This is a genomic window from Achromobacter sp. MFA1 R4 (genome assembly GCF_900156745.1).
GTDB lineage: Bacteria > Pseudomonadota > Gammaproteobacteria > Burkholderiales > Burkholderiaceae_B > Achromobacter.
Genome location: NZ_LT707065.1, coordinates 273550 through 300192, shown reverse-complemented (window position 1 = coordinate 300192; position 26643 = coordinate 273550). Strand labels below are relative to the sequence as shown.

Here is a 26643-nt window from a genome sequence, read left to right as displayed (position 1 = left end):
CCAAGTGTCGTTCAATACAAATTACTGGCTGCCCCGTCAGCAGCCAGCCAACATCAATTACACCCACTGTGCGTGATCATCGAGCCCAAGCTCTGACCACCACACGTTGCGCTTCTTCCAAGATTGGAGCCGTTGCCTAACCCGCAACCGCTCAACCCGTTACGCCTGACGACCATAGCAAGGTGGTACCACTCCTTCCCATCCCGAACAGGACAGTGAAACGCCTTTGCGCCGATGATAGTGGACGGACGTCTGTGAAAGTAGGTCATCGTCAGGCTTTTATTGTGCAAACCCCCGCAGGGATACCCTGCGGGGGTTTGTTTTTTGTGCAGAGTGAATTGATTGATTGAACCCCTCGCGGCTTGCGCCGCGAGGGGTTTTGTTTTTTGGGTGATCGGTAGCCGTCAACTGATCAAGGGCAATACTTTGGCTCTGTTGGGGCGCGGGTGTTTACTGTTCAGATAGTTGGCGGCGCAGGGCCTGGAAAAACAGTTCGGATTGCAGGCGTTCGCTCTGGATTTGGGCGGCGACCTTGGAAGCGAGCTCGGGATTGACGGGCACCAGCGGGCGACCCGTGGATTGCGCGAGGACCTGGGCGGTACAGGCGCGCTCCAGGAAGAAGAGATCGTCGTAGGCATGATCGATGCGTTCGCCGCAGACGACGACGCCATGGTTGCCCAGGAATACGATGTCGGCGCCCTGCATGGCGCGTGCAATGCGCTCGCCTTCGGAGACGTCGAGCGCCAGGCCGTTGTAGTGCTCGTCGATGGCGAGGCGGCCATGAAAGCGCATCGCGTTCTGGGACAGGGTGGTGTCCAATCCCCGGTCGCTGGTGAGCGTGAGGGCGGTGGCGTACGGCATGTGTGTGTGCAGGACGCAGGCCTTGCCGGCGATGCGGTGGATGGCGGCGTGGATGAACATGGCGGTCGGTTCGATCTCGTGCCGGCCGGCGAGTTTGTTGCCGTGGGCGTCGACCAGCACGATGTCGTCTGCGTGGACCTCGTTCCACATCAGGCCGCGCGGATTCAGCAGGAAATGGTCGGGGTCGCCGGGCAAGGCGACGCTGAAATGGTTGCAGACGCCTTCGCCGAGTCCGTGGGCCGCGGCGGCGCGCAGGGCCAGAGCCAGATCGGCCCGCAATGCGGCGACGGTGTCGGCATGGAAGAGCGCTTCGGCAAAGCGGGGTTCCTGGTTCATGGCAGCCTTTGAGGTCAGAGTGGAATAGGGGGATCAAAGCCACCCGGCTTCTTGAAAAAGGCCGGGGACGCGATCCAGAGTCGCTACGGTAGCGTCCGGCTGGTAGTCAGGCAAGGGTTTGCGGCCGGTGCCGCGGTCGATCCAGATGCAGCGAAACCCGAGGTCGCGGGCGGCGGCCAGATCCAGGTGCGGGCTGGCGCAGATGTGCACGACCTCATCGCGGGTGACGCCCAGTTCGGCGTGGGCGTGGTCGAAGATGGCGCGCGCCGGTTTATAGGCTTGGGCTTGTTGGGCAGTGATGACCCGGTCGATATGTCCGCCCAACTGCGCGACATTGCCGGCAATGATGTCGTCGTCCGTATTGGAGATGATGCAAAGGCGAAAGCCGGCCTGCTTGAGCGTGGCGAGCGTGGCCACGACTTCGGGAAACGGAGGCATGCGCGAAATGCTGCCCGTGAGCGTTTCGGCGTCTTCGGGCCGATAGGCCAGGCCAAAATGCTCCATGGTCAGGCGTAGCGATTGGCGCGTGACATCCGCGAAGCGGCGGTAGGGCGGGGTGCGTTCCAGCCGGTGTTCGTGCGCATCGTATACGTGCAGGAACTGCGCAGCGGTGGGTGGCGGTGTCGAGCCCGGATGGGCGGCCAGGATCCGCACCACGGCAGATTGCAGTCCTTCGTCCCACTGAATGAGGGTGCCGTAGCAGTCGAAGGTAAGCCATTGCGGGCGGGGGAGTTGATCCAGCGGCATGTCAGTTCCTCGAGGGGGATGGGTTGATCCTTCAGCGTAAGATTCCAGGCTGTAGTTGTAAAATTAATAATTGAATTCTTCTTAGTGGTTTTTTAGATATCGATTCGGCAGGGAGGAATGCCGTTCTGCTTGTGGTGGCATGGTCGACCACGAGTTCCGAGTTCCGAGTTCCGAGTTCCGACGCCGACGGCGAGCCCGACTGCAAATCCAATTCCCGAATCCCGAATCCCGAATCCCGATCCACGAACCCCAATCCACGAAACCCGATGTTGGACCTTGAACTCCTGAAAACGCTGGTGTGCGTCGTCGAAGAGGGTAGTTTCACGCGGGCTGCCCGGCGTGTGCATCGCACGCAGTCGACGGTCAGCCAGCAGGTGCGCAAGCTGGAGCAAAGCGTCGGCAAGACGCTGTTGCTGCGCGACCGCGCCGGTGGAAATGTGTCTGTCACCGAAGACGGCGAGCTCATGTTGGCTTATGCCCGGCGGCTGCTCGCCATTGCGGGCGAAGCGGAGCATGTGTTTTCTGCGCCGCGGTCCGCGCGCGTGCTGCGGTTGGGGGTGCCGGAGGATTTTGACGTGTCGCGCCTGACCGTGCTGCTGGCCGAGTTTGCCGCCAGCCATGAGGAGGTGCGGCTTGAGACCGTGAGCGGCATGAGCGCGGAGCTGCGCGCCGGGTTGGCGTCCGGGGACCTGCATCTGGCGCTGGTCAAGCGCGAACCGGGCGACGGCGCTTGCCTGGCGGCGTGGCCGGAACGGCTGGTCTGGGTGGACGGCCGGCGGCGGAACGGGGAATCGGGGCCGGTGCCGCTGGTCTTGTTTCCGCAGGGCTGTATCTATCGAAAACGGATGATCTACGCACTGGAAAGCGCGGGTCGGCCTTGGCACATTGCGTATCTCAGCCATAGTCTTGCCGGTGTGCAAGCGGCGGTGGCGGCGGGACTGGGGGTGAGCCTGTTGCCGGCATTCGCTCGCCTGGCGTCGCACCGCGAACTGGGCGAGGCGGACGGATTCGCCGCGGTGCCGCCTACGGAATTGGCGATTGTGGGCGATACGCGCGCTTTCGGCGCGGTAGAGCAGGATTTGATTGTCGCGCTCGAGCAAGCCATCGGCCCCGACGTCGGGGGATGACGGGGACTCAAGCTATTGGCCCCGATATCGGGGCATGAGGGCGTTGCGGCGATGCCCGGCGGGCGGGGATCAGCGCAGGTCGCCGTCCACGTAGAACCACTGCCCGCCTTCGCGCACGAAACGGCTGGTCTCGTGCATGCGGCTGGCGCGTCCGTCCAGGCGGCTTCTGGCGACGAATTCGACGGTGGCGTGGTCCGCGTCCTGGCCGGCGGCTGCCTTGACGTCGAGGCCCAGCCATTTCAGGCCGGGGGGATTGGGTTCGAGCGAAGCGGGACGTGTGCTGGGATGCCAGGTGGCAAGCAGGTAGGGGAGCTTGTCCATGACGAACGCGCTGTAGCGCGAGCGCATCAGGGCTTCGGCGGTGGGCGCTTGCAACGCCTGCGGGCCGTCATGCCAGCGGCCGCAGCAGTCGGGATAGGCCGCGGGCCGGCCGCAAGGGCAGGGTGTCTTGGAAGGGCTGGGTTGCTTGGACACGGGGGATGGGCGGTGTGATCAGGCCAGCAGGTCGGCGTATTCGGGATGGCGACGGATGTAGGCGTCGGCGTAAGAGCAATAGGGACGCACCTTCCAGCCGTTCGTGCGCGCGGTGAGCAGCGCGTGGCGCGTCAACTCGGCGGCGATGCCGCGTCCGCCCACCGCACTGGGCACGCCGGTGTGCGTGATGGCCATGGCGCCGTCCTGCAGTTGATAGTCCAGCACGCACAGCACGCCGTCGACGGTGGCGGTGAAGCGGGAGCGTTCGGTGTCGTGAGTCACGGAGATCATTCGAGAACATTCCTTGGTTGGAAATGAGGCAAGGTCCGGGAAAGTGGCCTCAGGTCTGGATCAATGCCGCAAGGTGTCGGTCAGCGCCGCAAAGTCTTGATCAGCGCCGTGAGCTGCGCGTCGCGTGTCTCGACGAGATCGGCGATGCTGCGATGGCCGGCCTCGGCGTTGACGCCCTCGATGAGGCGTTGCTGCAGGTCGGGTGTGACGTCGGGCGCGCCGAGGTCATCCCACCAGGTCTGCACCGGACCGAGCAGGTGGTGCATGAAATGCGCCATCCCGCCTTCGCCGCCGCCCAGGTTGAATGTCATGTGCGGTCCGAAGAGCGCCCAGCGCAGGCCCGGGCCTTGCGATACGGCGGCGTCGATGTCCGCGACGCTGGCGACGTTTTCGGCGGCGAGGTGGATGGCTTCGCGCCACAACGCGGCTTGCAGGCGGTTGGCAATATGGCCGGGCACTTCTTTGTTCAGCCGGATGGGATGCTTGCCCATGCTGCGGTAGAAGTCGATGGCGCGGTCCATCGTCTGCGCGGAGGTCTGGTCGCCGCCCACCACCTCCACGAGCGGAATCAGATGGGGCGGGTTGAAGGGATGGCCGATCACGAATCGCTCGGGATGGCGGCAGCGCGATTGGAGCCGGCTCATGATGAGGCCGGACGAACTGGATGCGACGATCACGTGCGGGGGCAGCACGGCGTCCATGCGCGCGAAGAGGTCGGTTTTGAAGTCTTCGCGCTCCGGCGCGTTTTCCTGCACGAAGTCCACCCCGGCCAATGCCGCTTCCAGATCGGGTTCGAAGCGTAGCGCGCCGGGCGTGGCGCCCGCCCGGACATGGCCCAGCTCGGTCAGGACCGGCCATGCCGCCTGCACGCGCGCGATGGTCTGCCCCTGCGCGTGCGGGCCGGGATCGCTGACCACGACTTCCAGGCCCTGCGCGAGAAACAGCGCCGCCCAACTGGCGCCGATGGTGCCGGCGCCGACGATGGCGACGCGGCGGATGGAGCGGGACGAGTCAGGGCTGGTCGCGGCAGGGCTGGACATGCAGGTCTCCTTGTTCGGGTTTGCGTCATTGTGAAGCAAACCCGTGGCCCTTGCCATGCAGGCTGGCGCGCGTCAGGCGTTGCGGGCCCGGCGAAGATGGCGCCATGCCAGCGCGACCGTGAGCCCGTAGCTGGCCGCGATCACGGCATAGGCCGCGGGCAGGCTGGCGCGCCAGTCCGGCAGCAGGTGCAGGAGGGTGCCCATCACCGCGACGCCGACCAGCGCGCCGGATTGGCGGTTGGCATTCAGGGCCGCCGCGGCGCTGTTGGCGTGGTGCTTGCCGGACACCTGCATGACGATGCTGGTCATGGCGGGCACGGCGATGCCCACGCCCAGGTTGGCCAGGGCGACGACGAGCGTGAAGGGCCAGTAGGCAACGTCGGGAGAGAAGGCGAGCATGCCGATTGCGCTCATCGCCGCCGCGAGCGATACGCCGCCCAGCAGCGACGCCGGCAGGTTCCAGCGCGCCGATACGCGGCCAGAGATGAGGTTGCCAATGGAAAACACGGCCAGCATCGGCACCAGCTCGATGCCCGTCTGCAGCGCGTCGGCGCCGCGCGCATGCTGCAGGAAAAGACTCAGCAGGAACAACTGGCCGTACGCCGCCAGGTTGATGAGAAAGCCGACGCCGTTGGCGGCGGCAAATTGGGAGGTGGCGAACAGCGCGCGCGGGATGATCGGATCGGCGTGCCGGCGTTCGCGCCGCACGAGGAGTGCCGTGGCGATCACGCACAGGAGCGCCGTGGCGGCGATGGGCGGGGAGGTCCAGCCGTAGGCATTGCCCTGGATCAGCGCAAAGCACAGCGCAGCCAACGCCACGACGCCAAGCGCGTGGCTCAGGGGATTGAGCGCGCGAGGACGGCGAGGCGCGGCCGCGATGCGTCGACGGGCAAGCCATATGCCGGCCAGGCCCAGCGGAATGTTGATGAGGAAGATGCCGCGCCACCCGAATTGATGGATCAGCACGCCGCCCAGCAGCGGGCCGGACGCGCCCGCGACCGCCACGATGGCGGACCACGCCGCCAGCATGCGATTGCGCACGTGTTCGTCGTCATAGGCGTGCGTGAGCAGGCTGAGCGAGCTGGGCATGAAGAGCGCGGCGCCGACGCCTTGCAGCATGCGGGCGGCGATCAGGGTGTCGGCGTCGGGCGCCAATCCGCAGAGCAGCGAGGCGCCAGTGAACACACCCAGGCCGGTCAGGTAGAGCGTCTTGGCGCCGTAGCGGTCGGCCAGCGCGCCGGCGAGCAGCAGCAGCGCGGCGAACGTCAGGGTGTAGCCGTCCACGATCCAGACCAGGTCGGTCAGCGGCACCGTGAACTGGAGCGCAATGCTGGGGAGCGCCACGTTGACGACCGTCACGTCCAGCATGGCCATGACGAATCCGATGGCCAGGGTGACCAGGGGCAGCCAGCCGGCGGCGGCGGGCGGGGCGTTCAGGGCAGGGGCGGGGCGGCAGGCGGAGGACATGATGGGATGCGTTTGCGGGCGGCTTGCGAGGGGTGAAGATTAGGCGTTTTCGATGATGCAAAAAAGCCGAATAATTGCTTTATAGTCATGCAAAATTGCATCAAGGACGGCGCATGGATTGGGACAACGCCAGGATCTTCCTGGCGATTTACCGGGTGGGGACGCTGCGCGGCGCGGCGGCGGTGCTGCAGATCGACCAGGCCACCGCGGGCAGGCGCCTGGCGGCGCTGGAGGCCTCGCTGGACGCGCGCCTGTTCCTGCGCACGCCCGGCGGCTACGTGCCCACTGCGGCGGGGGAGCTGGCCTTCGCCGCGGCCGAGCGCATGGAGCTGGCGGCCGATCAGCTCCAGCGCCAGATGCAGGGGCTGGACCACCGCCTGTCGGGCGCCGTGCGCGTCGCGTCCTCCGAAACGGTGGCCCGGTACTTCCTCATGGAGGCCATCCGTCGGGTCCATGCCGAGCATCCCGACATCCGGATGGTGCTGTCCACCGGCATCCAGATCAGCAACCTGACGCGCCGCGAAGCGGACCTGGCGATCCGCAACGTCAAGCCCGACAATCCGGACCTCATCCATCGCCACCTGGCGCGCAAGGAGGTCGGGCTGTATGCATCGCGCGCCTACCTGGATGCGCACGGCGAGCCCAAGCCCGGCACGGCGTTCGCCGGGCATACCCTGGTCGCCTATCAGCAGGCGGTGCTGCCGGGCTGGTCTGACTCGCTGTGCGGCGAGCCGACCCGCAATGGCCGCATCGGCATCGAGGTCAATTCCGGGTTGATGATCATCGACGCCGTGGTGGCGGGGCTGGGCATCGGCGAACTGCCTACCCACATGGCGCCGGACTATCCCGACCTGGTGCGCATCTGGCCGAGCCGCAGCGAAAGCTACGACCTGTGGCTGGTGATGCACGGCGACCTGAATCGCACAGCGCGGGTGCGAGCGGTAGCCGACGCGATCGTCCAGGTGTTCGAGGAAAGCGAATAGCGTCGCGCGGCGGCTTGTGGGCTTGGGCGACTGGCGCTAAGGTTTGCCTGCTTGCAGCAAAACCCACGACCCCAGGAGTTGCGCGTGACCGATCTTTGGCGTTTGTCCGCAGTTGAGCTTGCCGCCCTTGTGCGCAAGCGTGAAGTCTCCGCCGTCCAGGCCGCGCAAAGCGCGCTGCGGCGGCTCGATGCCGTCAATCCCGCCATCAATGCGGTGGTGGATCATCGTCCGGAAGACGTGCTGGCCCAGGCGGCCGGGGTGGATGCCGCCCTGGCGCGTGGGGAAGATCCCGGCATGTTGGCGGGCGTGCCCGTCACGGTGAAGGTCAACGTGGATCAGGCCGGCTTTGCCACGACCAACGGCGTGGGCCTGCAGAAAGACCTGATCGCCAAAAGCAACAGTCCGGTGGTCGACAATTTGCGGCGCGCAGGCGCGGTGATTCTGGGACGCACGAACACGCCCGCGTTTTCGCTGCGTTGGTTCACCAGCAATGCCTTGCATGGCGACACCCGCAATCCCCGCAATCCGGCGCTGACCCCGGGCGGCTCCTCCGGCGGCGCCGCGTCGGCGGTGGCCGCGGGCATCGGGCATCTGGCGCACGGCACCGATATTGCCGGCTCGATCCGCTACCCCGCCTACGCGTGCGGCGTGCATGGGCTGCGTCCTACGCTGGGACGGGTGGCGGCGTACAACGCCTCGCTGCCCGAGCGTTCGATCGGCGGACAGATCACGGCGGTGTCGGGGCCTCTGGGGCGCACCATTGCCGACGTGCGGCTGGGGCTGGCTGCCCTGGCGGCTGCCGACCCGCGCGATCCCTGGTGGGTGCCGGCTCCGCTGGCGGGCGCGGATGTGCCCCGGCGGGCGGCGCTGTGCCTGAATCCGGACGGCCTGGAGACCGAGCCCGCCATCGTGAAGGCGCTGCAGGAAGCGGCGCGGCGGCTGAGCGATGCGGGCTGGACGGTCGATACGCTGGACGCGACCCCACCGATGCAGGAGGCGGCCGATCTGCAGATTCGGATGTGGATGGCCGACGGCTACGACGCGATGGTCGCCGCCGCCGAAAAAGAAGGCGATCCCGGTGCGCGGGTGGCGCTGGCCGGCCAGCGTGACAGGGCGGCGAACGCTGACCTGGCGAGCTTTTCGGCGGTGCTGACGCGCCGGGCGACGCTGACGCGCATGTGGGAGGTGTTCTTCGCCGAATACCCGGTGCTGCTGCTGCCGGTGTCGGCCGAATTGCCTTTCCCGGACCAGCTCGACCTGCAGGGGGATGCGGCCTATGCGCGCGTCTGGCGCGCGCAGATGACCCAGATCGGCTTGCCGTTCATGGGACTGCCCGGCCTGTCCGTGGCCATGGGCAGCGCTATGAGCAGCGCGGGTCCCAGCCCGGTGGGCGTGCAGGTGGTGGCGGGTCGGTTCCGCGAGGATCTGTGCCTGGCGGTGGGAGAAATCATCGAGGCGGGCGGCGAGCCGGTCAGCATCGCCGAGCCCGCGTCCCGCTAACCGGTTGGCCGCGGACGGCGAGCCGTTAGCCTGCCGGCCGCGGGCTGCGCGCCGTCAACTGGCCGGAGACACCGGGCCGCTGGCGCCGTCCTGGCTGCTGAAGCGCACCCGCAGCACGCCCAGATCGCCATAGGCCAGTTCGATGTCCCGGTGGGCGGGCACGTCCAGGAAACCGGCATAAGAGCCGGTGATGACGTGCTGCCCGGCCGCCAGGCCCAGGCCCTGCTCGCGCAGGAAGTTGGCCAGCCAGTACAGCCCGGCCTTGGGGTGGTCGTTCGGATGGATGCCCGCGTGTTGTTCGACTTCGGCGCCATCGACCGTCAGCGTGATGGTCATGCTGCCCGGCGCCGCGTCCGGCGATGCGATCCGGGGACCCAGCACCAGTCCCTGGTTGAACATGTGATCCGCCAGCAGTTCGGGCAGGCTGGCATGTTCTGGAGACGCATAGCGGCAACCCAGGATTTCCAGCGCGAGTCGGGCGCTGCCGACGGCGGCGTCGATCTCGGCTTCGGTGTAGGGCGTGTCGCGCGGCGGGAGGTCGCGGGCGATCTGGAAGGCGATTTCGGGCTCGATGCGCACGACGTCGGTGCGGGCGGGGACCGGTCCGGCGGCGGCATCCGCGGTGCCCGACGCGTAGATGGGCGCCACGACGGTCTTTTCCGGGGAAGGCAGGGCGCTCTTCCAGGCGGCGATGCCGTCCTGCCGGGTTTCGCGCAGCAGTTCGGCGGTGCACCGCTGTACGGCAATGGCCTGGCTCAGCGATTGCGGCCGGCAGTGCGCGGGCAAGCGCGGACCGGCAATGCCGGCCAGGCGCGCCGCGATCAGGATACGGGCGGCTTCGATGCTGCCGGGATAGTCTTCGAATCCGATCTGCATGCGCTCACATCCCCAGGAACAGCATGATCCAGAGCACGATCATGGCGATCAGGCCCAGCCAGCACGAGCCCCAGAAACCGACGATCGGCCATTTCAAGGAAAGCGGGAGCTTCTTGGGATCGACATGGCCGAGCAGGTCGTTGGCGTTGCCGATCAGCCAGAAGCGGGTGCCCGGAAACATCAGCCGGAAAAAATAATCGAGCATGATTGCGGCCTGGATCGCCAGCGGGAACTGGTTGAAGGGCCGATGCTGCAGGTAAGGATGCTTCATGGCGGCGTTGATCTGCCGGGTCTTGATGAAGAACAGCACGATGCCGCTGATCGTGCAGGTGATGAAGCACAGCACGAATAGGCTGAAGGCCATGGCCATGACGGGAGAATGCATGGGGAATCTCAACGATGCGCGGGCGGGCCGCGTGGGATGGACAAATTCGGGCAAAAAAAGCTGGCCCTATTGTAGAGAACTTGGCGCGGCCCCGTGTTCAGGGCCGCGTCATTCAGGGCCGCGTCAGTGCGCGCCTGGGCACGAGGCGCCGCAGGGGCGTCAGCCGCGGGTCTGGCCTTCGCCGGTCAAGACCCACTTGAGCGTGGTCAGGCCTTCCAGGCCGACCGGGCCGCGCGCATGCAGGCGGTTCGTGGAGATGCCGATCTCGGCGCCCAGGCCGTATTCGAAGCCGTCCGCAAAGCAGGTGGGCAGGTTGACGTAGACCGAGCTGGAGTCGACTTCGCGCTGGAAGCGCTGGGCCGCCGTCAGGTCCTGCGTCACGATGGCGTCGGTATGGCCGGAGCCGTAGCGCGCGATGTGTTCGATGGCGTCATCCAGCGTGTCGACGATCCGCACGGCCAGGATAGGCGCCAGGTATTCGGTGGCCCAGTCTTCTTCGGTGGCGGCCTTGGCGTGCGGCAGCAGCGCCAGCGTGCGCGGGCAGCCGCGCAGTTCCACGCCGTGCTCGGCGAAGGCGGCGGCCAGGCTGGGCAGGATGGACACCGCCGCCACCGCGTCGATCAGCAGGGTTTCCATGGCGCCGCAGATGCCGTAGCGGTAGGTCTTGGCGTTCAGCGCGATGGCATGGGCCTTGTCCGGGTCCGCGGCCGCGTCGATGTAGATGTGGCAGTTGCCGTCCAGGTGCTTGATGAGCGGCACGCGCGCCTCTTGCGACAGGCGGGCGATGAGGCCCTTGCCGCCGCGCGGCACGATCACGTCGATGTGCTCGGTCATGGTGATGAGCTTGCCGACCGCGGCGCGGTCGGTGGTGGCGACGACCTGCACCGCGTCCTGCGGCAGGCCGGCAGCGGCCAGGCCAGTCTGCACGATGCGGCCCAGCGCCACGTTGGAATGCAGCGCTTCGCTGCCGCCGCGCAGGATGGCGGCGTTGCCGGACTTCAGGCACAGGGCCGCGGCGTCGATCGTGACGTTGGGGCGGGATTCATAAATGATGCCGATCACGCCCAGCGGGACGCGCATCTGGGCGACGCGCATGCCATTGGGCCGCACCGTGGTGGCGGTGATGCTGCCGATGGGATCGGGCAGGGCGGCGATCTGGCGCAGGCCTTCGGCCATGTGCGCCAGCGTCTTGTCCGACAGCGTCAGCCGGTCGAGCAGGGCCGGCTCCAGGCCGTTGGCGCGCGCGGCGGCGACGTCGCGTTCATTGGCGGCCTTCAATTCGTCGTGGCTGGCGGCCAGGGCGTCGGCCATGGCGAGCAGCGCCTGGTTCTTGGCCGCGCTGTCGGCGCGCATCATGGCGCGCGAGGCGCGGCGGGCGTTTTCGCCCAGGGTGAGCATGGCTTGTTCGATGGAGGACGAGGACATGGCGGCGTCGATCATGGAGGTGGGGCGGCGCGGGGCGCCGCCTGGAGAGTCAGTGTATATCCGGCCACGGGGCCGGGCGAGATCCGGTCTGCCGACCGGATGAGGGGGACGAGTCGAAGGCGGCGGCCAGGCCGCCTTCACGGTCGTCCGCCGGCGGCGGCCACGCGCAGCGCCAGGCGGGTCATTTCTTCCCAGGGGTCGGAGAGGCGCCCGGGAACCGACAGGCCCTTGATCAGCCGGTCGACTTCGTGGGCATGCTGCACGGCGGCGGGCCAGACGCCGGGCTGGACCCGGTTCAGGGCCTGCAGCGCCAGGCGCTCGTGGGCGCCGAAGATGCGCAGGCGCCGCATCAGTCCGTTGGCGTCCTGGCCCAGCGCCCGAGCCTCGGCGACGCGCGCGAGCAGGCGGATTTCTTCGCCGACCGCCCACAGCACCAGCGGCAGCGCCTCGCCTTCGGCGCGCAGGCCGTCGATCATGCGGATGGTGCGGCCGATGTCGCCGGCCAGCATGGCGTCGCGCAGGCCGAAGACGTCGTAGCGCGCGACGTTCAGCACGGCGCGCTCCACGTCCTCGGGCGCAAGCTGGCCTTCGGGGTAGAGCAGGCCCAGCTTCTGGATTTCCTGGTGGGCGGCGAGCAGGTTGCCTTCGACCTTGTCGGCCATCCATTGCAGGGTGGCGCTGTCGGCGCGCTGGTTCTGGCGCGCCAGCCGCATGCCGACCCAGGCGGGCAGGCGCGCGCGTTCGATGCTGGCGATGTCGACCGTCATGCCGGCGCGGGTCAGCGCCTGCATCCAGCGGCTTTCCCGCGTGGCCTTGTCCAGCCGGGGCAGGGAGATCAGCACCAGGGTGTCGGCGTCCGGCTGCTTTTCGGCCTGTTCGGCCAGCTTGGCCAGGGTGTCGGCGCCGGACTTGCCAGGCTTGCCGGTGGGGATCTTGATTTCGAGGATGCGGCGGTCGCCGAAGAGCGACACGCTCTGCGTGGCGGCGATGACGGCGCTCCAGTCGCTGCGCGCGTCCATCACCATGGACAGGCGCTCGGTGTAGCCCGCGTTGCGCGCGGCGGCGCGCAGCGCGTCCACCGCCTCGGTCACCAGCAGCGGCTCGTCGCCGGAGACCGTATACAGCGGCGCCAGCCGGTTGCCGGGCCGCTGCAGGTGTTCGGCCAGCCGATCCGCGTCCAGGGGCTGTGCCATGGGCTAGCGCACGTTGGTCGGATCGGTGACGGACGGCGTCTGCCACGGCGTGGGCACACGCTGCGGCTGCGGCTCGTTCGGGTTGAAGAGCGGGGTTTCGCCGGTGTCTTCGCCGGCCTGCGCGGCTTCGAACGCCTTGTGCACGTCCGGCGCCGTGATACGGCGCAGCACGCGCGACACCAGATCGCGCTGCATGGCCTTGAACAGGGTGTCGATCTGGCCCTGCTTGGCCTGCACCACCTGGTCGTCGTACGGCATTTCGCGGAAGATCGACAGCGTGGTGTCGGGCACCAGCACGCGGCCCTGGGCGTCGATCAGGCGGAACGTGTAGTTGATGCCGAGTTCGTAGGATTCGACGCGGCCCTGGGCGTTGAGCGAAACCTCGCGCAGGGTGCGCGAGTCGTTCACCTGCTGGAAGATCGCCTGCGCTTCCTTGGGCGAGTCCACCAGCTTGGTGTTGGGCGAGGCCGCGCGCAGGGCGCGGCGCACGTCCGCGCCGAACTGGGTCGTGTCGGGAATGCCCACGTACATCCGGTCGAACGGCATCGGGGTCACGCCCCGCAGCGCGAAGCCGCAGGCCGAGAGCAGCATGAACAGCGCCAGGCAGGCGCCGCGCAGCAGCCAGGTTTGGCGGGAAAGTTGCGTTTGTTGCCCGGCGAAGTACATGCTTGACCTCATCAGCCTACGACGTTGACCAGTTTGCCCGGCACCACGATGACGCGCTTGGGCGGACGGCCTTCCAGGAATCGGGCGACCTCTTCCTGGCTGGCGGCCAGCTTTTCGATGTCTTCCTTGGGGGCCTTGGCCGCCACGCGGATCGAGCCGCGCAGCTTGCCGTTGACCTGGAGCATGAGTTCGATCTCGTCGGCGACCAGGGCGGCTTCGTCCACGTGGGGCCAGGGCGCGTCGAGCAGGTCGCCCAGCTCGTGGGCGTAGCCCAGGTCGCGCCACAGGTGCCAGGTGATGTGCGGCACGACCGGATACAGCACGCGCAGCAGGACGCCGAGGGTCTCGGCGTAGGCCGCGTCGGTGGCGGCGCCCTCGGGCAGTTTGGCGTCGTCGATGGCGTTCAGCATCTTCATGCAGGCCGACACGACGGTGTTGTACTGGATGCGCTGGTAGTCGTAGTCGGCCTGCTTGAGCAGCCCGTAGACCTCGCGGCGCAGATCCTTGACGGGGGCGGGGGCCTGCGCCCAGTCGGTTCCCTGGGCCAGGCCGCGCGCCACGGCGTCGCGGTGGCCGTAGCTGATGGACCAGAGACGGCGCAGGAAGCGGTTGGAGCCTTCGACGCCGGAGTCGGACCATTCGAGGGTCTGTTCGGGCGGGCTGGCGAACATGACGAACAGGCGCGCCGTGTCGGCGCCCAGCGTGTCGATCAGCGATTGCGGGTCGACGCCGTTGTTCTTGGACTTGGACATCGTGCCCACGCCGCCATAGGTGATGGCCGAGCCGTCGGACTTGAGCTTGGCCCCGACGATGGCGCCGCGGTCGTCGTAGACGTTGTCGACGTCTTCGGGCCAGAAGTATTCGATGCCGCCCTGGGGCGTCTTGCGCGAGTAGATGTGGTTGAGCACCATGCCCTGGCACAGCAGCTTGGTGAAGGGCTCGTCGAAGTTGAGCAGGCCCATGTCGCGCATGACCTTGGTCCAGAAGCGCGCATACAGCAGGTGCAGCACGGCGTGCTCGATGCCGCCGATGTACTGGTCCATCGGCATCCAGTAGTCATTGCGCGTGTCCACCATGGCGTTGTCGTTGCCGGGCGAGGTGTAGCGCATGAAGTACCAGGACGAGTCCACGAACGTGTCCATCGTGTCCGTTTCGCGGCGCGCGGGCTTGCCGCACTTGGGGCAGGCGCAGGACAGGAAGGCTTCGTTCTTGGCCAGCGGGTTGCCGCTGCCGTCGGGAATGAGGTCGTCGGGCAGGACCACGGGCAGGTCCTTCTCCGGCACCGGCACGGGACCGCAGTCCGCGCAGTGGATGATGGGGATCGGGGTGCCCCAGTAGCGCTGGCGCGAGATGCCCCAGTCGCGCAGGCGCCAGGTGGTCTGCTTTTCGCCCAGGCCCTTTTCGGCCAGGTCGGCCGCGATGGCGTCCACGGCTTCCTTGTAGGTCAGGCCGTCGTACTTGCCGGAGTTGATGGTGCGGCCCGACTGCTTGTCGCCGTACCATTCCTGCCAGGCGTCGGTGGAGTATTCCTTGCCGGCCACGTCCACGACCTGCACGATGGGCAGGCCGTATTTCTTGGCGAAGGCGAAGTCGCGCTCGTCGTGCGACGGCACGCCCATGACGGCGCCGTCGCCATAGGTCATGAGCACGTAGTTGCCGACCCAGACCTCGACCTGCGCGCCCGTGATGGGGTGCGTGACGAACAGGCCCGTGGGCATGCCTTCTTTTTCGCGCGTGGCCATTTCGGCCTCGGTGGTGCCACCCAGCTTGCATTGTTCGATGAACGCGGCGAGCTGGGGATTGCTGGCGGCGGCGTGCGTGGCCAGGGGGTGTTCCGGCGCCACGGCGCAGAAGGTCACGCCCATGATCGTGTCGGCGCGGGTCGTGAAGACGTACAGCTTGCCGTCCTGGATGAGCTGGCCGTCCTGGCCGGCGATCTGGTGCGGGAAGGCAAAGCGCAAGCCCTCGGATTTGCCGATCCAGTTCTCCTGCATCAGGCGCACGCGTTCAGGCCAGCCGGGCAGGTCGTTCTGGACGGCGCCCAGCAGTTCGTCGGCGTAATCGGTGATGCGCAGGTAGTAGCCGGGGATCTCGCGCTTTTCAACGAGCGCGCCCGAGCGCCAGCCGCGGCCGTCGATGACCTGTTCGTTGGCCAGCACGGTCTGGTCGACCGGGTCCCAGTTCACGACCTGGGTCTTGCGGTAGGCGACGCCCTTTTCGAGCATCTTCAGGAACAGCCACTGGTTCCACTTGTAGTACTGCGGATCGCAGGCGCACATCTCGCGCGTCCAGTCGATCGCCAGACCCATCGCCTTCATCTGCTTCTTCATGTAGGCGATGTTGTCGTAGGTCCACTTGGCGGGCGGCACCTTGGACTTGATGGCGGCGTTTTCCGCCGGCATGCCGAAGGCGTCCCAGCCCATGGGCATCAGGACGTTGTAGCCGCGCATGCGCAGCTGGCGGGCCATCATGTCGTTGATGGTGTAGTTGCGCACGTGGCCCATGTGCAGCTTGCCGCTGGGATAGGGCAGCATGGAGCAGGCGTAGAACTTGGGCTTTTCGGAGCCGTCGGCGTTCTTGGCGTGTTCTTGGACCAGATAGACGTCGCGGGCCTGCCAGTCTTGTTGGGCGGCCGCTTCGACGGTAGTGGGGAGGTAGCGTTCCTGCATGGGCTCGTGCGCGGTGGCAAAAAAGGGGTGAGCCGCCCCATCGCGCCGGGGCGCGGTGGCGGTCAAAACCCCTGATTATAGGAGGTGCTAGGCGCGGGCAGGCGCCGGGGGCGTTTCCGGGATGCGCGCACTGGGCGCGAGGGCGCCATACGCCAGCGTCACGGCCGCCAGCACGGCGCCCGCGGTCACCACGGCGGGCCACCCGAAATGGGCGTAGAGCCAGGACGATACCAGCGAACCGGACGCCCCGCCGATGAAGTAGCAGGTGACGTAGCCGGCCGTCAGGCGGCTGCGCGCCTCGGGCCGCAGGCGGTAGATGGAACTGGTATTGGTGACATGGACGCCCTGGATCGCCAGATCCTGCACCAGGATGCCGGCCAGCAGGGCGATCACCGAAACCTGGCCGAACGCCATCAGTCCCCAGGAACCCAAAAGCAGCAACAGGCCCACGCGGGTGGCAAGATTGCCCAGGCCCCGGTCGGCCAGGCGTCCGAAGCGGTTGGCGGCATAGGCGCCGGCCGCGCCCGCCAGGCCGAACAGGCCGATGGTGGTGTTGCTGTATTCATAGGGCGGGCCGGACAACAGGAAGGTGAGCGGCGTCCATAGCATGCTGAAGGCGGCGAACAGCAGCCCGCCGATAAGGGACCGGGCGCGGAACAGCGGTTCCTCGACGAACATGCGCAGAATCGAGCCCAGCAGTTGCGGATAGCTCATCGCCGTGGGGCTCTGGTAGCGGGGCAGCACCCGCCACAGGACCCCGGACATGCACAGCATCAGGATGGCGGCCACCCAGTACACCGTGCGCCAACTGCCCACGTCGGCCAGCGCGCCGGCGGCGGTGCGGGCCAGCAGGATGCCCAGCAGCAGCCCGCTCATGACGGTGCCGACGGCCTTGCCGCGCTCATGCGGGGCCGCGAGGGTGGCGGCGAAGGGCACGAGGATCTGGGCCACGACGGACAGCATGCCGGTCAGCGCCGTGCCCAGGATGAGTACCGCGATGTTCGTGGCGAAGGCGGAAATCAGCAGCCCGCCCGCGGCCAGGACGTTCATCAGCACGATCAGCGCGCGGCGCTCGAACATGTCGCCCAGCGGCACCAGCAGCATCAGCCCCACCGCGTAGCTCAGTTGCGCGGTGGTGACGATGGCGCCGGCCGTGGCGTTCGAGATCGCGAACTGCTGGCCGATGGTGTGCAGCAGCGGCTGCGCGTAGTAATTGCTGGCGACGGCCAGGCCGGTGGCCACGGACATCAGCAGGATGATGGGCGCGGTCAGCGTGGGCGAGGATGGCGTGGAGGTAGTCACTGATCGGATGCGGAAATGGAGTGGGGCGGGATGTATGGTGCGCCGCTCAGGCGCCGACGCTGCCGGGGGTGTCCTGGTCCTGCTTGAGCAGCAGCTTTTTCAAGAGCCCGGCCAACTGCCGGCGCTCGGCGGCGGACAGCGGGTCCAGCAGTTCATTCAGGTCCGTCAGGTATTCCTTGAGCACGACCTTGATCAGGCGCAGGCCTTCGGCGGTGAGCGACACGATGATGCCGCGCCGGTCCTGCGGATTGGGATTGCGCACCAAGAGACCCGCCTGTTCCAGCCGGTCCAGGCGGTTGGTCATGGCGCCGGACGTGAGCAGCAGGGCCTCGACGAGTTTCTGCGGATTCATCGCGTGGGGCGCGCCGCTGCGGTAGAGCGTGGCAAGCACATCGAACTCGCCCTGGTGCAGGTTGTGCTGGCGGAACGAGCGGTTGACGTTGCGGGTGGCGAACGCGTTCAGGCGGAACAGGCGCGCAACGACCGACATGGCGGCGAAGTCCTGCGTGGGGCACTGCGTAGTCCACTGCGAAATCACCTGGTCGACGAGATCATTCATGGTTGATGGCCACTGTTTTAATGTGAAGTATCTTAACGTGAAGATAAATTCTACCCGTGATGCGGGGCCGTCGCAAAGTCCTCGGCGAAAAAAAAGAAGGGCCCGCCTCTTTCGAGGCGGGCCCTTCCCGGCTTGACCGGATACAGCGCGTAAGGAAATTACTGCGCGGCGTCCTTCAGCTTCTTGAGCGGGCGAACCTTCACCTTGACCGAAGCCGGCTTGGCGGGGAACCAGCGCTCTTCACCCGTGAACGGATCCTTGCCGAAGCGCTTGGCCTTGGCGGGAACCTTCTGCACGGCGACCTTGAACAGGCCGGGCAGCGTGAATTCGCCAGCGCCCTTCTTGTCCACGGAGCCCAGCACCGAGGTTTCCAGGCTGGCCAGAACGGCCTTGACCGACTTGGCTTCGACGCCGGATTGCTCAACGATGTAGGCGATGAGCTGGGTCTTGTTCATCGCAGCCTTGATGGCCTTGGGGGCGGCAGCGACCTTCTTGGCGGCGACGACCTTCTTGGCAGCCGGCTTCACGGCGGGCTTGGCGGCGGTTGCCTTCTTTGCGGGCGCCTTGACGGCGGTCTTGGTGACTTTCTTGGCAGGAGCTTTAGCTTTCGTGGCCATGGTCAAAATCCGTATGTTGAGGACATGGAGCAGCGCGTGCCGGATATCGGCATTTGACGCTACGCGCCCGATGATAGCGGAAGAGCGGCGCCAGATGCGGCTTTCCAACGGGTTTTAAGCCACTGTTTGTTGTTTTCACCGCAGAAAAGTGCCTTCTGCAAGGGGTTTCGCAAGATGTCGTGACAAAAGGCGCGCGAAATCATGGCGGGAATCGCGGTGCAAATAGCGGCAGGAATCGCGCCAGCAATTCCGGCCGGTGAACCTATCTTGCGGCGCGTGTTCAAATTGCGGGCGGCGCGCGGGGCCAGGCATGGCAGGCCCGTCGCGCGCCGAAAGAAACCACGCATGGAAGTGAAGCAGCTATATGTTGATGAAGAAGTTGGCGGCGAGCCTGCTCGTTGCGACCGCTTGTATATCCGGCGCCATGGCGCAATCGATGCCCGCGCCGGCGCTGTCGGCCAAGGCCTGGCTGCTGCTGGACGAAACCAGCGGGCAGGTCATTGCGTCGCACGCGGCCACGTCGCGCATCGAGCCGGCGTCCTTGACCAAGATCATGACGGCCTACGTCGTGTTCGACGCGCTGACGAAGAAAGAGCTGACGGCCAGCCAATTGGTCACGATTTCGACGCGGGCGTGGAAGGTGCCGGCGGGCAGTTCGAAGATGTTCCTGGAGCCCAATTCGAAGGTGAGCGTGGACGACCTGCTGCGCGGGCTGATGATCCAGTCGGGCAATGATGCGGCCATCGCGCTGGCCGAGGCCGTGTCGGGCAGCGTCGAGGCCTTTGTCGCGCGGATGAACGACACCGCGGCCCGGCTGGGCCTGCACGCCACGCATTTCGCCAGTCCGCATGGATTGCCGGACCCCGGCACGTATTCCACCGCGAGCGACCTGTCGATCCTGGCCACGCGCTTCATCCGCGATTTTCCGCAGCTCTACAAGACTTACGATTCGGCCAGGCAATTCACGTTCAACAAGATCACGCAGTCCAACCGCAACCGCCTGCTGTGGCTGGATCCCAGCGTGGACGGCCTGAAGACCGGGCATACGGATTCGGCCGGATATTGCATCATCGCCACGGCGCGGCGGGCCAATGGCGACGATCAGCGCCGGCTCATCACCGTGGTGGTCGGCACCGCATCCGACAAGCTGCGCACGCAGGAAAGCCGCGAGTTGCTGGAGTGGGGCTTCCAGGGGTTCAATACCATCAAGCTCTATGCGCGCGGACAGGCCGTGGCCTCGCCGGAGGTCTGGAAGGGCGAGAGCGACAGCCTGAAGGCCGGTTTCTCGCGCGACGCCTACGTGACGGTGCCCGCGGGCGCCAAGGTCGAGTCCGTGTGGGCGCCGCAGGCGCCGCTGATCGCGCCGATCGCGGCGCAGTCCACGGTGGGCGAGTTGCGCGTCATGGTGGACGGCAAGCCGGCGATGCATTTCCCGGTGGTGGCGCTGGAGCCGGTGGCCGAGGCGGGCATCGCGGGGCGTGCATGGGATTCCATCCGGCTGTGGTGGCGCGGTTCGCAGGGATAACGCAGGACCATTTCGGAGGCATGCGATGGCAGTGAGCTTTCCTGGCGGGCCCGCCCCGGCGCCGGGTCCTGACGAGCCGCTGGCGCTGCTGTCGGCCTGCCATGGGCGCATTGCGCGCCAATGCGCCACGCTGGCGCGGCTGGCCGCGCACGTGGCGGCGCACGGCAGCGACGGCGCGGCGCAGACGGCCGCCGCGAGCGTGTGCCGTTACTTTGACACCGCAGCCGTGCATCATCACGAAGACGAGGAAGACGATCTGTTCCCGGCCCTGATCGAATCCATGGCCGGGTCGGATGCGGTGTGCCTGCATGCGCTCGTGGACGGCCTGATGGCCGATCACCGGCGACTGGCCGGCTTGTGGGGGCCGCTGCGCGAGACCTTGTCGGAGATCGCGGCGGGACGGCCCGCGCCATTGCCGCCGCAGCAGGTGCAGGCGTTCACCGAGGCGTACCAGGCGCACATCCGGCGCGAAGAGGACGAACTGCTGCCGATGGCGGCGCGGCTGATTTCGGATGAGGCGCTGGCCGCGATCGGCCAGGCCATGAAGGCGCGCCGCGGCGGCGAGGCGGGCTGACGCGCGCGGCGCGCGTTGCGGCGTTGGGCGCGAGCGTTTACCCTAGGCGGACAGGCGCGAATGCCGAGGCCCGGAGAACAAGACAGGATGATGCAGGGGGGAAAAAACATAGCGCGCCGGCTTTTCGGCCCGTGGGTGGATGACGTCAACAGGCTGACGCTGCGCGCCGACCTGGCCGCCGGTCTCTTGGGCGCGTTGCTGGTGCTGCCGCAGGGCGTGGCTTTCGCCACGCTGGCGGGCCTGCCGCCGGAATACGGCCTCTATTCGGCCATCGTGCCCTGTATCGTGGCGGCGCTGTTCGGTTCCAGCCGCCATGTGATGTCCGGGCCGACCAATGCGAATTCCCTGGCGCTGTTTGCCGTGCTGGCGCCGTTGGCGGCCGCGGGCAGTCCGGCCTACATCCAGCTTGCGCTCGCCGTGACCGTGCTGGTCGGCCTGATGCAATGGCTGGTTGGCGCATTGCGGCTGGGTTCGCTGGCGCACTTCATCTCGCCGTCGGCGTTGTTCGGCTTTACCAGCGGCGCCGCCCTGTTGATCGCGGTGCATGCGCTGAAGGATGCCTTGGGATTGCCGGCGTCGGAGGCGCATGGCGCGGGCGCGGTGCTGGAAAGCCTGGCCACCCATATCGGACAGGCGCATCCCGGCGCCGTGCTGGTGACGCTGGTGACCCTGGGCGTGGCCTTGCTGGCGCGCAGGCTGGACAAGCGCAAGCCCTACATGCTGCTCGGGCTGGCCGCGGGGACGTTCGCGGCCTGGGTCTTCAATACGCTGATCGGATCGCAAGGCGGGACGCCGGTTCCCGTGCTGGGGGCGATTGCCCAGCCCTGGCCGCCGTTCCACGTGCCCAGCGTCGACTGGCGCGCGCTGCCCGATCTGCTTAGCCTGGCGTTCGCGCTGACCATCGTGGCGCTGGCGCAGTCTATTTCCATTGCCAAGGCGGTGGCCTCGCGTTCAGGGCAGCGCATCGATGCGAACCGCGAGTTCGTGGGGCAGGGCCTGTCGAATATCGTGGGCGGGCTGTTCTCCTCTTATCTGTCCTGCGGTTCGCTCAATCGCTCCATTCCCAACTTCGAGGCCGGCGCCAAGACGCCGCTCGCGTCGGTGTTTTCGGCGCTGTTGCTGATGCTGCTGGTCGCGGTGTCCGCGCCGTTGCTGGCGCTGATTCCGCACGCCGCGATCTCGGGCCTGCTGCTGCTGGTGGCCTGGACGCTGCTGGACCTGCCGCGGTGGCGCCAACTGCTGCGCACGCAGCGCGGCGAGTGCGCCATCGCCGGCGCGACGCTGGCCGCCACCATCGCCATCCGGATGGAGGTCGCGATCCTGCTGGGCACCGTGCTGTCGCTCATGGTGTATCTGCACCGCACGTCGCGGCCGGCGATGCGCACGATGGGCTTCGATTCGCGCGGCCTGGAGCGGCGCTTCGTGGTCCTGGAGCATCAGCCGGACGCCTTGCCGGAGTGCCCCCAACTGAAGCTGCTGCGCATGGAGGGCTCGGTGTATTTCGGCGCGGCCGCGCACGTGGCGCAGCGCCTGCACGATCTGCGCGCGGCCCCTGGCGCGCCGCGCCATCTGCTGGTGATGGCCAAGAGCATGAATTTCATCGACCTGGCCGGCGCGCAGGTGTGGGACGACGAACTGGCCGCCAGGCGCGCCATGGGCGGCGACCTGTACTTTCACCGGCCGCGGCCCGAGGTGATGGACATGTGGCGGCGCACCGGATTCCTGGAGCGGCTGGGCGCTGATCACATCTTTCCGGACAAGGCGACGGCGCTGAACACCATCTACGGCAAGCTGGACCGCAACATCTGCGCGGGGTGCACGGCCAGGATTTTCTGGGAATGCCAGCCCGAGCGTGCGCAGGACGGCTGATGCCCGTTGCGCGGCAGGCGGTCGGCGCCGCGCCGCCCGATGTTCCGCGCCGCCATCGCTGCGGCGGCCGCCCGTTCAGGCGTCCAGCGGCGCCTCGGTGCCCAGGTAGGCGGCCTTGACCCGTTCGTTTCCGGCGATCGCCGCCGGCGCGCCTTCGGCCAAGAGGCCCCCGCGCACCAGCACGGCAATGCGGTCGGCGTGCTTGAACACGACGTCCAGGCTGTGCTCGGTGAACAGGACGGCGATACGTTGCTGGTCGGCCAATTCGCGGGTCAGGCGCATCAGCGCATGGCGCTCGTTGGTGGCCATGCCTGCCGTCGGTTCGTCCATGAGCAGCAGGCGCGGCTGGTGGGCCAACGCCATCGCCAGTTCGACACGCTTGACGTCGCCGTAGGCCAGGGTGCCGCAAGCCTCGTACGCCTTGTCGGCCATGTGCACCTGCGACAGCAGCGCCATCGCTTCGGCGGCGGCGTGGCGGGTGGCGCGGCGCCATGGATTGAAGAGCAGGCGGTCGCGCGACAACAGGGCGGTCTGGATGTTTTCGAGCACGGTCATCGACCGGAACGTGGCCGCGGTCTGGAAGCTGCGGCCGACGCCCAGCCGGCAGATGCGCGCGGCCGACAGGCCGACGAGCTCCTGGCCGTCCAGCAGCACCGATCCCGAATCCGGCCGCAACTGGCCGCCCAGCACGTTGAAGCAGGTCGACTTGCCCGCGCCGTTCGGCCCGATCAAGGCCAGCATCTGGCCGGCTTCGAGCGTGAAGGAGACGTCCGCCAGCGCCTCGATGCCGCCGAAGGACTTGCGCAGGTTGCGCACCTGCAGCAGGGGGGCGGCGGGGCTCATGCGGGCCTCCGGCGCAGGCGGGCGGCCGCGCCGGCCAGTCCTTCGGGGAAGGCCATGACGAGCGCCAGGATGGCCAGGCCCAGCACGGCGTGCCAGTACTCGGTGCTGCGCGCCGCTGCATCCTGCAGCCAGGTGTAGGACGCCGCGCCGACGAGCGGGCCCGCCAGCGTCTGGATGCCGCCCAGCAGCACCATGACCAATCCGTCCACGGATCGGCTCACCGCCAGCACGTCGGGCGCAATGCTTCCTTTGGAAAAGGCGTAGAGCGAGCCGGCCAGTCCCGCGGCGAACGCTGCCGCCACGAAGCCCGCCCACTGGATGCGGCGCGTGTCCATGCCCAGCGCCTGCGCGCGCAAGTCGGAATCGCGCACGCCGCGCAGCGCATAGCCCAGCGGCGAGAACGCCAGCCGGCGCAGCCACCAGACCCCCGCCGTGCACAGCGCGAGCGTGAGGTAATAGAACCAGGGCCCCTGCGCCAGCCAGGCGGAGGGCCACAGGCCGGTCAGCCCGTTGCTGCCGCCCGTGACGTCATCCCATTGATAGGTGAGGGCCCACAGGATCTGCGCGACGGCCAGGGTCAGCATGGCCAGGTAGACGCCGGACAGTCGCACGCAGAACCAGCCGAACACCAGCGCCCCGAACGCCGCGGCGAAGGGGCCAAGCACCAGGGCCGCTTCCATCGGGACGGCGGCCAGCTTCAGGAGCAGCGCGGCGCCGTAGGCGCCCAGCCCGAACCAGGCGGCGTGGCCGAACGAGGTCATGCCTGCCAGGCCGGTCAGAAAGTGCAGGCTGGCGGCAAACAGCGCGGCGATCAGGATTTCCGTCATCAGGATGCTGAGATACGGCCAGTGCAGCGTGGCGACGGGCACCAGGGCCAACAGCGCGAGCAGCACGCCATAGGCCAGCCGCAGGCGCGGGCCGGCCGGCGCAATCGGACGCTCGGGCAGGCCTGCGTGCGAGGCCGGCGCGGGCGGTTTGCCCAGCAGCCCCCACGGCCGCACCACCAGCACCACCGCCATCACCGCGAATTCGGCCAGCAGCGTGAGCTTGGACAGGTTGAAGACCCACGGGCCGATGGGCACCTGGCCAAGAAACACGAACAGCGCCTTGACGGAGCAGATCAGCAGCGCCGCCAGAAAGGCGCCCGGCACCGACCCGAGGCCGCCCACGACCACCACCACGAAGGCGCTGGCGATGATTTCCAGATCCAGCCCCAGCGTGGCGGGCACGCGCGGCGCGGCCAGCGCCCCGCCCAGGCCGGCGAGGAAGGCGCCCAGCGTGAAGGCGGAGGTGAACAGCCAGGCCTGGTTGACCCCCAGCGCCGCCAGCATCGTGCGGTTCTCGGCCGCGGCGCGCAGCAGCCGGCCCCAGCGGGTGCGCATGAGCAGCAGCCACAGCAGGCCCAGCACCACGGGGCCGGCGGCGATCAGCAGGAGATCGTATTCGGGGTAACGGCGGCCCAGGATCTGCACCGCGCCGGACAGGCCCGGCGCGCGGGCGGAGAAGAGGTCTTCGGGCCCCCAGACCGCCAGGGCCAGATCGCCGATGATGAGCACCAGCGCAAAGGTGGCCAGGAGCTGGAAGAGTTCAGGCGCCCGGTAAAGGCGCTTGAGCACCAGCAGTTCGGCGGCGGCGCCGATCAGGCCGGTGGCCAGCGCCGCCAGCAGCAGGCCGAACCAATAGCCCGCGCCGCCGCCAAAGTAGCTGGTGAAGGTCCAGGCCAGGTAGATCCCCAGCATGTAGAACGAGCCGTGCGCGAAGTTGACCACGCGCGTCACGCCGAAGATCAACGACAGGCCAGCGGCGACCAGGAACAGCGCGCTGGCGTCGGCCAGGCCGTTGAGCAGCTGCAGCAGCAGCCCGGAAACATTCATCAGTGAGCCGGCCGCATCTTGCGCACCTGCTCGTCAGGCGGTTGCAGCCGGGCGCCGTCGATGTAGGAAAAGTCCTTCATGATGCCCTTGCCGTCTTCCACCGCGGTCACGCCCACGTAGACGCCCATCGTGGACTGGTGGTCGATCTTGCGGTACTGGATGGGGCCATAGGGCGTGTCCACCTTCAAACCCGCAAAGGCGTCGACGAGCTTTTCGGTGTCGACGGAGCCGGCGGCCTTCAGGCCTTGCGCGATGGACATCAGCGACGCATAGCCGACCACCGATCCCACCTTGGGCGTTTCATTGAAGCGCTTCTTGTAGGCCTCGACGAAAGCCTTGTTCTCAGGCGTGTCGATGGCGTACCAGGGGTAGCCGGTGACGATCCAGCCGGTGGGCGTATCGGCGCCCAGCGGCTCCAGGTATTCGGGCTCGCCCGACAGCAGCGACACCACGGGCATGTTTTCGAACAGGCCGCGCGTGTTGCCCTCGCGCACGAAACGCGTCAGGTCAGCGGCGAACAGCACGTTGAAGATCGCGTCGGGCTTGGCGTCGGCCAGCGCCTGCACCACGGCGCCCGCATCCACCTTGCCCAGCGGCACCGCCTGTTCGGCGACGAATTCCACGTCGGACTGGAAGGACTGCATCATGGCCTTGAACGTGGCCACGGCGGACTGGCCGTATTCGTAATTGGGGTAGACGATGGCCCAGCGCTTCTTGCGCAGCGCCAGCGCCTTGGGCGCCACCGCGGCCACGTGCATCCAGGTGGACGGACGCAGGCGGTAGGTGTAGCGGTTGCCTTCCTGCCAGGTGATCTTGTCGGTCAGGGGCTCGGCCGCCAGGAAGAAAACCTCCTGCTGCTTGGCGAAGTCGGTCAGCGCCAGGCCGGTGTTGGACAGGAAGCCGCCGAACAGCAGCTCGACTTTTTCGCGCGCCAGCAGTTCCTGCGCGGCGCGCACCGAATCGCCGGGATTGCCGTTGTCGTCGCGAGAAATGACTTCGAGCTTTCTGCCCAGCACGCCGCCCGCGGCGTTGACCTCTTCGAGCGCCAGCTGCCAGCCCTTTTTGTAGGGGCCCAGGAAGGCGGGAATGGCCTTGTAGCTGTTGATCTCGCCGATGCGGATCGGCGGCTCCTTGTCTTTCGCGGCGGCGGGCGCGGCCGGAGCCAGCGCCAGGGCCAGGAGCGCGGGCGCGAGCGCGCGGCGCAGCAGGGTGAGGCAGGGACGGATCATGGCGGGTATCGCAGAATGAAGATGAATCGGGCCTCTGCGCGCGCCGGGGCGCCGCGGGTGCGGCCTAATTGAAACATGCGCTCCAGCAATGCGGCAAACGGAATCGGTCTGGCTCGGCGCTTGCCGGCCCGCCGTCCGCAACCGGTCGTTCCGAGCCCGCGGGCAACAAAAAGGCCCTGCATGGGCAGGGCCTTTTTCTCGGGATACCGGC

Annotated in this window: 24 protein-coding genes and 1 rRNA gene; 7 read left to right on the top strand and 18 right to left on the bottom strand. The window is 67.6% G+C overall.

Annotation, left to right across the window (positions count from 1 at the left end):
- Nucleotides 1-164 precede the first annotated feature (164 nt).
- Nucleotides 165-277: ribosomal RNA gene (rrf, locus tag BXA00_RS01285) — 5S ribosomal RNA — on the top strand.
- A gap of 173 nt (nucleotides 278-450) precedes the next feature.
- Here rrf and BXA00_RS01280 read toward each other — a convergent pair.
- Together BXA00_RS01280 and BXA00_RS01275 are read right to left on the bottom strand one after the other, a co-directional pair.
- Entirely contained in the window at nucleotides 451-1197 is a 747-nt protein-coding gene (locus BXA00_RS01280) for an aldolase (RefSeq protein WP_076515560.1), read from the bottom strand.
- 33 nt (nucleotides 1198-1230) lie between these two features.
- Nucleotides 1231-1944: a haloacid dehalogenase type II gene (locus BXA00_RS01275; protein WP_076515559.1), complete on the bottom strand. Its 714-nt coding sequence runs from the start codon at nucleotides 1942-1944 to the stop codon at nucleotides 1231-1233.
- A 266-nt stretch (nucleotides 1945-2210) separates the two neighbouring features.
- Here BXA00_RS01275 and BXA00_RS01270 point away from each other — a divergent pair, with 266 nt between their 5' ends.
- Nucleotides 2211-3071: a LysR substrate-binding domain-containing protein gene (locus BXA00_RS01270; protein ID WP_076515557.1), complete on the top strand. Its 861-nt coding sequence runs from the start codon at nucleotides 2211-2213 to the stop codon at nucleotides 3069-3071.
- A gap of 69 nt (nucleotides 3072-3140) precedes the next feature.
- On the opposite strand, the gene BXA00_RS01265 is transcribed toward BXA00_RS01270, so the two are convergent.
- From BXA00_RS01265 to BXA00_RS01250, 4 genes are all read right to left on the bottom strand, one after another.
- Entirely contained in the window at nucleotides 3141-3545 is a 405-nt protein-coding gene (locus BXA00_RS01265; RefSeq protein WP_076515555.1) for a YchJ family protein, read from the bottom strand.
- Between the two features lie 18 nt (nucleotides 3546-3563).
- Nucleotides 3564-3836, bottom strand: coding sequence for a GNAT family N-acetyltransferase (locus tag BXA00_RS01260; RefSeq protein WP_076515553.1), 273 nt, complete (start codon nucleotides 3834-3836; stop codon nucleotides 3564-3566).
- A gap of 80 nt (nucleotides 3837-3916) precedes the next feature.
- Nucleotides 3917-4876, bottom strand: coding sequence for a 3-hydroxyacyl-CoA dehydrogenase NAD-binding domain-containing protein (locus tag BXA00_RS01255; RefSeq protein ID WP_076515551.1), 960 nt, complete (start codon nucleotides 4874-4876; stop codon nucleotides 3917-3919).
- 72 nt (nucleotides 4877-4948) lie between these two features.
- Complete coding sequence (locus BXA00_RS01250) at nucleotides 4949-6343, bottom strand: MFS transporter (protein WP_076515549.1); 1395 nt, start codon at nucleotides 6341-6343, stop codon at nucleotides 4949-4951.
- Nucleotides 6344-6456: 113 nt separating this feature from the next.
- On the opposite strand from BXA00_RS01250, the gene BXA00_RS01245 reads away from it, so the two are divergent.
- Together BXA00_RS01245 and BXA00_RS01240 are read left to right on the top strand one after the other, a co-directional pair.
- Nucleotides 6457-7326: a LysR family transcriptional regulator gene (locus BXA00_RS01245; RefSeq protein WP_076515547.1), complete on the top strand. Its 870-nt coding sequence runs from the start codon at nucleotides 6457-6459 to the stop codon at nucleotides 7324-7326.
- An 84-nt stretch (nucleotides 7327-7410) separates the two neighbouring features.
- Entirely contained in the window at nucleotides 7411-8826 is a 1416-nt protein-coding gene (locus BXA00_RS01240) for an amidase family protein (RefSeq protein ID WP_076515545.1), read from the top strand.
- Between the two features lie 54 nt (nucleotides 8827-8880).
- Here BXA00_RS01240 and BXA00_RS01235 read toward each other — a convergent pair whose 3' ends face one another.
- From BXA00_RS01235 to BXA00_RS01195, 9 genes are all read right to left on the bottom strand, one after another.
- Nucleotides 8881-9702, bottom strand: coding sequence for a 2-keto-4-pentenoate hydratase (locus BXA00_RS01235; RefSeq protein WP_076515543.1), 822 nt, complete (start codon nucleotides 9700-9702; stop codon nucleotides 8881-8883).
- 4 nt (nucleotides 9703-9706) lie between these two features.
- A complete protein-coding gene (locus BXA00_RS01230; protein ID WP_172805840.1) occupies nucleotides 9707-10087 on the bottom strand; it encodes a hypothetical protein in 381 nt (126 codons plus the stop codon).
- 159 nt (nucleotides 10088-10246) lie between these two features.
- On the bottom strand, nucleotides 10247-11527 hold the full coding sequence (locus BXA00_RS01225) for a glutamate-5-semialdehyde dehydrogenase (protein ID WP_076515541.1): 1281 nt from the start codon (nucleotides 11525-11527) through the stop codon (nucleotides 10247-10249).
- 122 nt (nucleotides 11528-11649) lie between these two features.
- Nucleotides 11650-12705 carry a DNA polymerase III subunit delta gene (gene holA, locus BXA00_RS01220; RefSeq protein WP_076515539.1) on the bottom strand — a complete coding sequence of 352 codons (1056 nt, stop codon included), beginning with the start codon at nucleotides 12703-12705 and terminating at the stop codon, nucleotides 11650-11652.
- 3 nt (nucleotides 12706-12708) lie between these two features.
- Nucleotides 12709-13371, bottom strand: a complete 663-nt coding sequence (gene lptE / locus BXA00_RS01215) for an LPS assembly lipoprotein LptE (RefSeq protein WP_076515537.1) — start codon at nucleotides 13369-13371, stop codon at nucleotides 12709-12711.
- 11 nt (nucleotides 13372-13382) lie between these two features.
- The gene (leuS, locus tag BXA00_RS01210) at nucleotides 13383-16040 is read right to left on the bottom strand and encodes a leucine--tRNA ligase (protein WP_076521731.1); all 2658 of its coding nucleotides are present in this window, start codon (nucleotides 16038-16040) and stop codon (nucleotides 13383-13385) included.
- An 87-nt stretch (nucleotides 16041-16127) separates the two neighbouring features.
- Nucleotides 16128-17288 carry an MFS transporter gene (locus BXA00_RS01205; protein ID WP_076521730.1) on the bottom strand — a complete coding sequence of 387 codons (1161 nt, stop codon included), beginning with the start codon at nucleotides 17286-17288 and terminating at the stop codon, nucleotides 16128-16130.
- Nucleotides 17289-17388: 100 nt separating this feature from the next.
- On the bottom strand, nucleotides 17389-17901 hold the full coding sequence (locus BXA00_RS01200) for a MarR family winged helix-turn-helix transcriptional regulator (RefSeq protein ID WP_076515535.1): 513 nt from the start codon (nucleotides 17899-17901) through the stop codon (nucleotides 17389-17391).
- Nucleotides 17902-18059: 158 nt separating this feature from the next.
- Complete coding sequence (locus BXA00_RS01195; RefSeq protein WP_076515533.1) at nucleotides 18060-18518, bottom strand: HU family DNA-binding protein; 459 nt, start codon at nucleotides 18516-18518, stop codon at nucleotides 18060-18062.
- Nucleotides 18519-18882: 364 nt separating this feature from the next.
- Here BXA00_RS01195 and BXA00_RS01190 point away from each other — a divergent pair, with 364 nt between their 5' ends.
- The 3 genes from BXA00_RS01190 to BXA00_RS01180 are packed head-to-tail and all read left to right on the top strand — an operon-like array spanning nucleotide 18883 to nucleotide 22486.
- Complete coding sequence (locus BXA00_RS01190; protein ID WP_083714128.1) at nucleotides 18883-20043, top strand: D-alanyl-D-alanine carboxypeptidase family protein; 1161 nt, start codon at nucleotides 18883-18885, stop codon at nucleotides 20041-20043.
- Between the two features lie 25 nt (nucleotides 20044-20068).
- Entirely contained in the window at nucleotides 20069-20617 is a 549-nt protein-coding gene (locus tag BXA00_RS01185) for a hemerythrin domain-containing protein (RefSeq protein ID WP_076515531.1), read from the top strand.
- Nucleotides 20618-20677: 60 nt separating this feature from the next.
- Nucleotides 20678-22486: a SulP family inorganic anion transporter gene (locus tag BXA00_RS01180; protein WP_172805839.1), complete on the top strand. Its 1809-nt coding sequence runs from the start codon at nucleotides 20678-20680 to the stop codon at nucleotides 22484-22486.
- Nucleotides 22487-22561: 75 nt separating this feature from the next.
- On the opposite strand, the gene BXA00_RS01175 is transcribed toward BXA00_RS01180, so the two are convergent.
- The 3 genes from BXA00_RS01175 to BXA00_RS01165 are packed head-to-tail and all read right to left on the bottom strand — an operon-like array spanning nucleotide 22562 to nucleotide 26432.
- Nucleotides 22562-23329, bottom strand: coding sequence for an ABC transporter ATP-binding protein (locus BXA00_RS01175; protein ID WP_076515527.1), 768 nt, complete (start codon nucleotides 23327-23329; stop codon nucleotides 22562-22564).
- Nucleotides 23326-25203 (bottom strand): ABC transporter permease, encoded by a 1878-nt coding sequence (locus BXA00_RS01170; RefSeq protein WP_076515525.1) that lies wholly within the window; start codon nucleotides 25201-25203, stop codon nucleotides 23326-23328. Before BXA00_RS01170 ends, BXA00_RS01175 begins: the two co-directional genes overlap by 4 nt.
- Nucleotides 25203-26432 (bottom strand): ABC transporter substrate-binding protein, encoded by a 1230-nt coding sequence (locus BXA00_RS01165; RefSeq protein ID WP_076515523.1) that lies wholly within the window; start codon nucleotides 26430-26432, stop codon nucleotides 25203-25205. The genes BXA00_RS01170 and BXA00_RS01165 overlap by 1 nt, the downstream gene beginning before the upstream one ends.
- Nucleotides 26433-26643 lie beyond the last annotated feature (211 nt).

Bases quoted from the DNA above. Each gene is read 5' to 3' on its own strand.
- BXA00_RS01280 (WP_076515560.1), bottom strand. From the start codon at position 1,197: ATGAACCAGGAACCCCGCTTTGCCGAAGCGCTCTTCCATGCCGACACC.
- BXA00_RS01275 (WP_076515559.1), bottom strand. From the start codon at position 1,944: ATGCCGCTGGATCAACTCCCCCGCCCGCAATGGCTTACCTTCGACTGC.
- BXA00_RS01270 (WP_076515557.1), top strand. From the start codon at position 2,211: ATGTTGGACCTTGAACTCCTGAAAACGCTGGTGTGCGTCGTCGAAGAG.
- BXA00_RS01260 (WP_076515553.1), bottom strand. From the start codon at position 3,836: ATGATCTCCGTGACTCACGACACCGAACGCTCCCGCTTCACCGCCACC.
- BXA00_RS01255 (WP_076515551.1), bottom strand. From the start codon at position 4,876: ATGTCCAGCCCTGCCGCGACCAGCCCTGACTCGTCCCGCTCCATCCGC.
- BXA00_RS01250 (WP_076515549.1), bottom strand. From the start codon at position 6,343: ATGTCCTCCGCCTGCCGCCCCGCCCCTGCCCTGAACGCCCCGCCCGCC.
- BXA00_RS01245 (WP_076515547.1), top strand. From the start codon at position 6,457: ATGGATTGGGACAACGCCAGGATCTTCCTGGCGATTTACCGGGTGGGG.
- BXA00_RS01235 (WP_076515543.1), bottom strand. From the start codon at position 9,702: ATGCAGATCGGATTCGAAGACTATCCCGGCAGCATCGAAGCCGCCCGT.
- BXA00_RS01230 (WP_172805840.1), bottom strand. From the start codon at position 10,087: ATGCATTCTCCCGTCATGGCCATGGCCTTCAGCCTATTCGTGCTGTGC.
- BXA00_RS01225 (WP_076515541.1), bottom strand. From the start codon at position 11,527: ATGATCGACGCCGCCATGTCCTCGTCCTCCATCGAACAAGCCATGCTC.
- holA (WP_076515539.1), bottom strand. From the start codon at position 12,705: ATGGCACAGCCCCTGGACGCGGATCGGCTGGCCGAACACCTGCAGCGG.
- lptE (WP_076515537.1), bottom strand. From the start codon at position 13,371: ATGTACTTCGCCGGGCAACAAACGCAACTTTCCCGCCAAACCTGGCTG.
- leuS (WP_076521731.1), bottom strand. From the start codon at position 16,040: ATGCAGGAACGCTACCTCCCCACTACCGTCGAAGCGGCCGCCCAACAA.
- BXA00_RS01205 (WP_076521730.1), bottom strand. From the start codon at position 17,288: ATGTCCGTGGCCACCGGCCTGGCCGTCGCCAGCAATTACTACGCGCAG.
- BXA00_RS01200 (WP_076515535.1), bottom strand. From the start codon at position 17,901: ATGAATGATCTCGTCGACCAGGTGATTTCGCAGTGGACTACGCAGTGC.
- BXA00_RS01195 (WP_076515533.1), bottom strand. From the start codon at position 18,518: ATGGCCACGAAAGCTAAAGCTCCTGCCAAGAAAGTCACCAAGACCGCC.
- BXA00_RS01190 (WP_083714128.1), top strand. From the start codon at position 18,883: ATGTTGATGAAGAAGTTGGCGGCGAGCCTGCTCGTTGCGACCGCTTGT.
- BXA00_RS01185 (WP_076515531.1), top strand. From the start codon at position 20,069: ATGGCAGTGAGCTTTCCTGGCGGGCCCGCCCCGGCGCCGGGTCCTGAC.
- BXA00_RS01180 (WP_172805839.1), top strand. From the start codon at position 20,678: ATGCCGAGGCCCGGAGAACAAGACAGGATGATGCAGGGGGGAAAAAAC.
- BXA00_RS01175 (WP_076515527.1), bottom strand. From the start codon at position 23,329: ATGAGCCCCGCCGCCCCCCTGCTGCAGGTGCGCAACCTGCGCAAGTCC.
- BXA00_RS01170 (WP_076515525.1), bottom strand. From the start codon at position 25,203: ATGAATGTTTCCGGGCTGCTGCTGCAGCTGCTCAACGGCCTGGCCGAC.
- BXA00_RS01165 (WP_076515523.1), bottom strand. From the start codon at position 26,432: ATGATCCGTCCCTGCCTCACCCTGCTGCGCCGCGCGCTCGCGCCCGCG.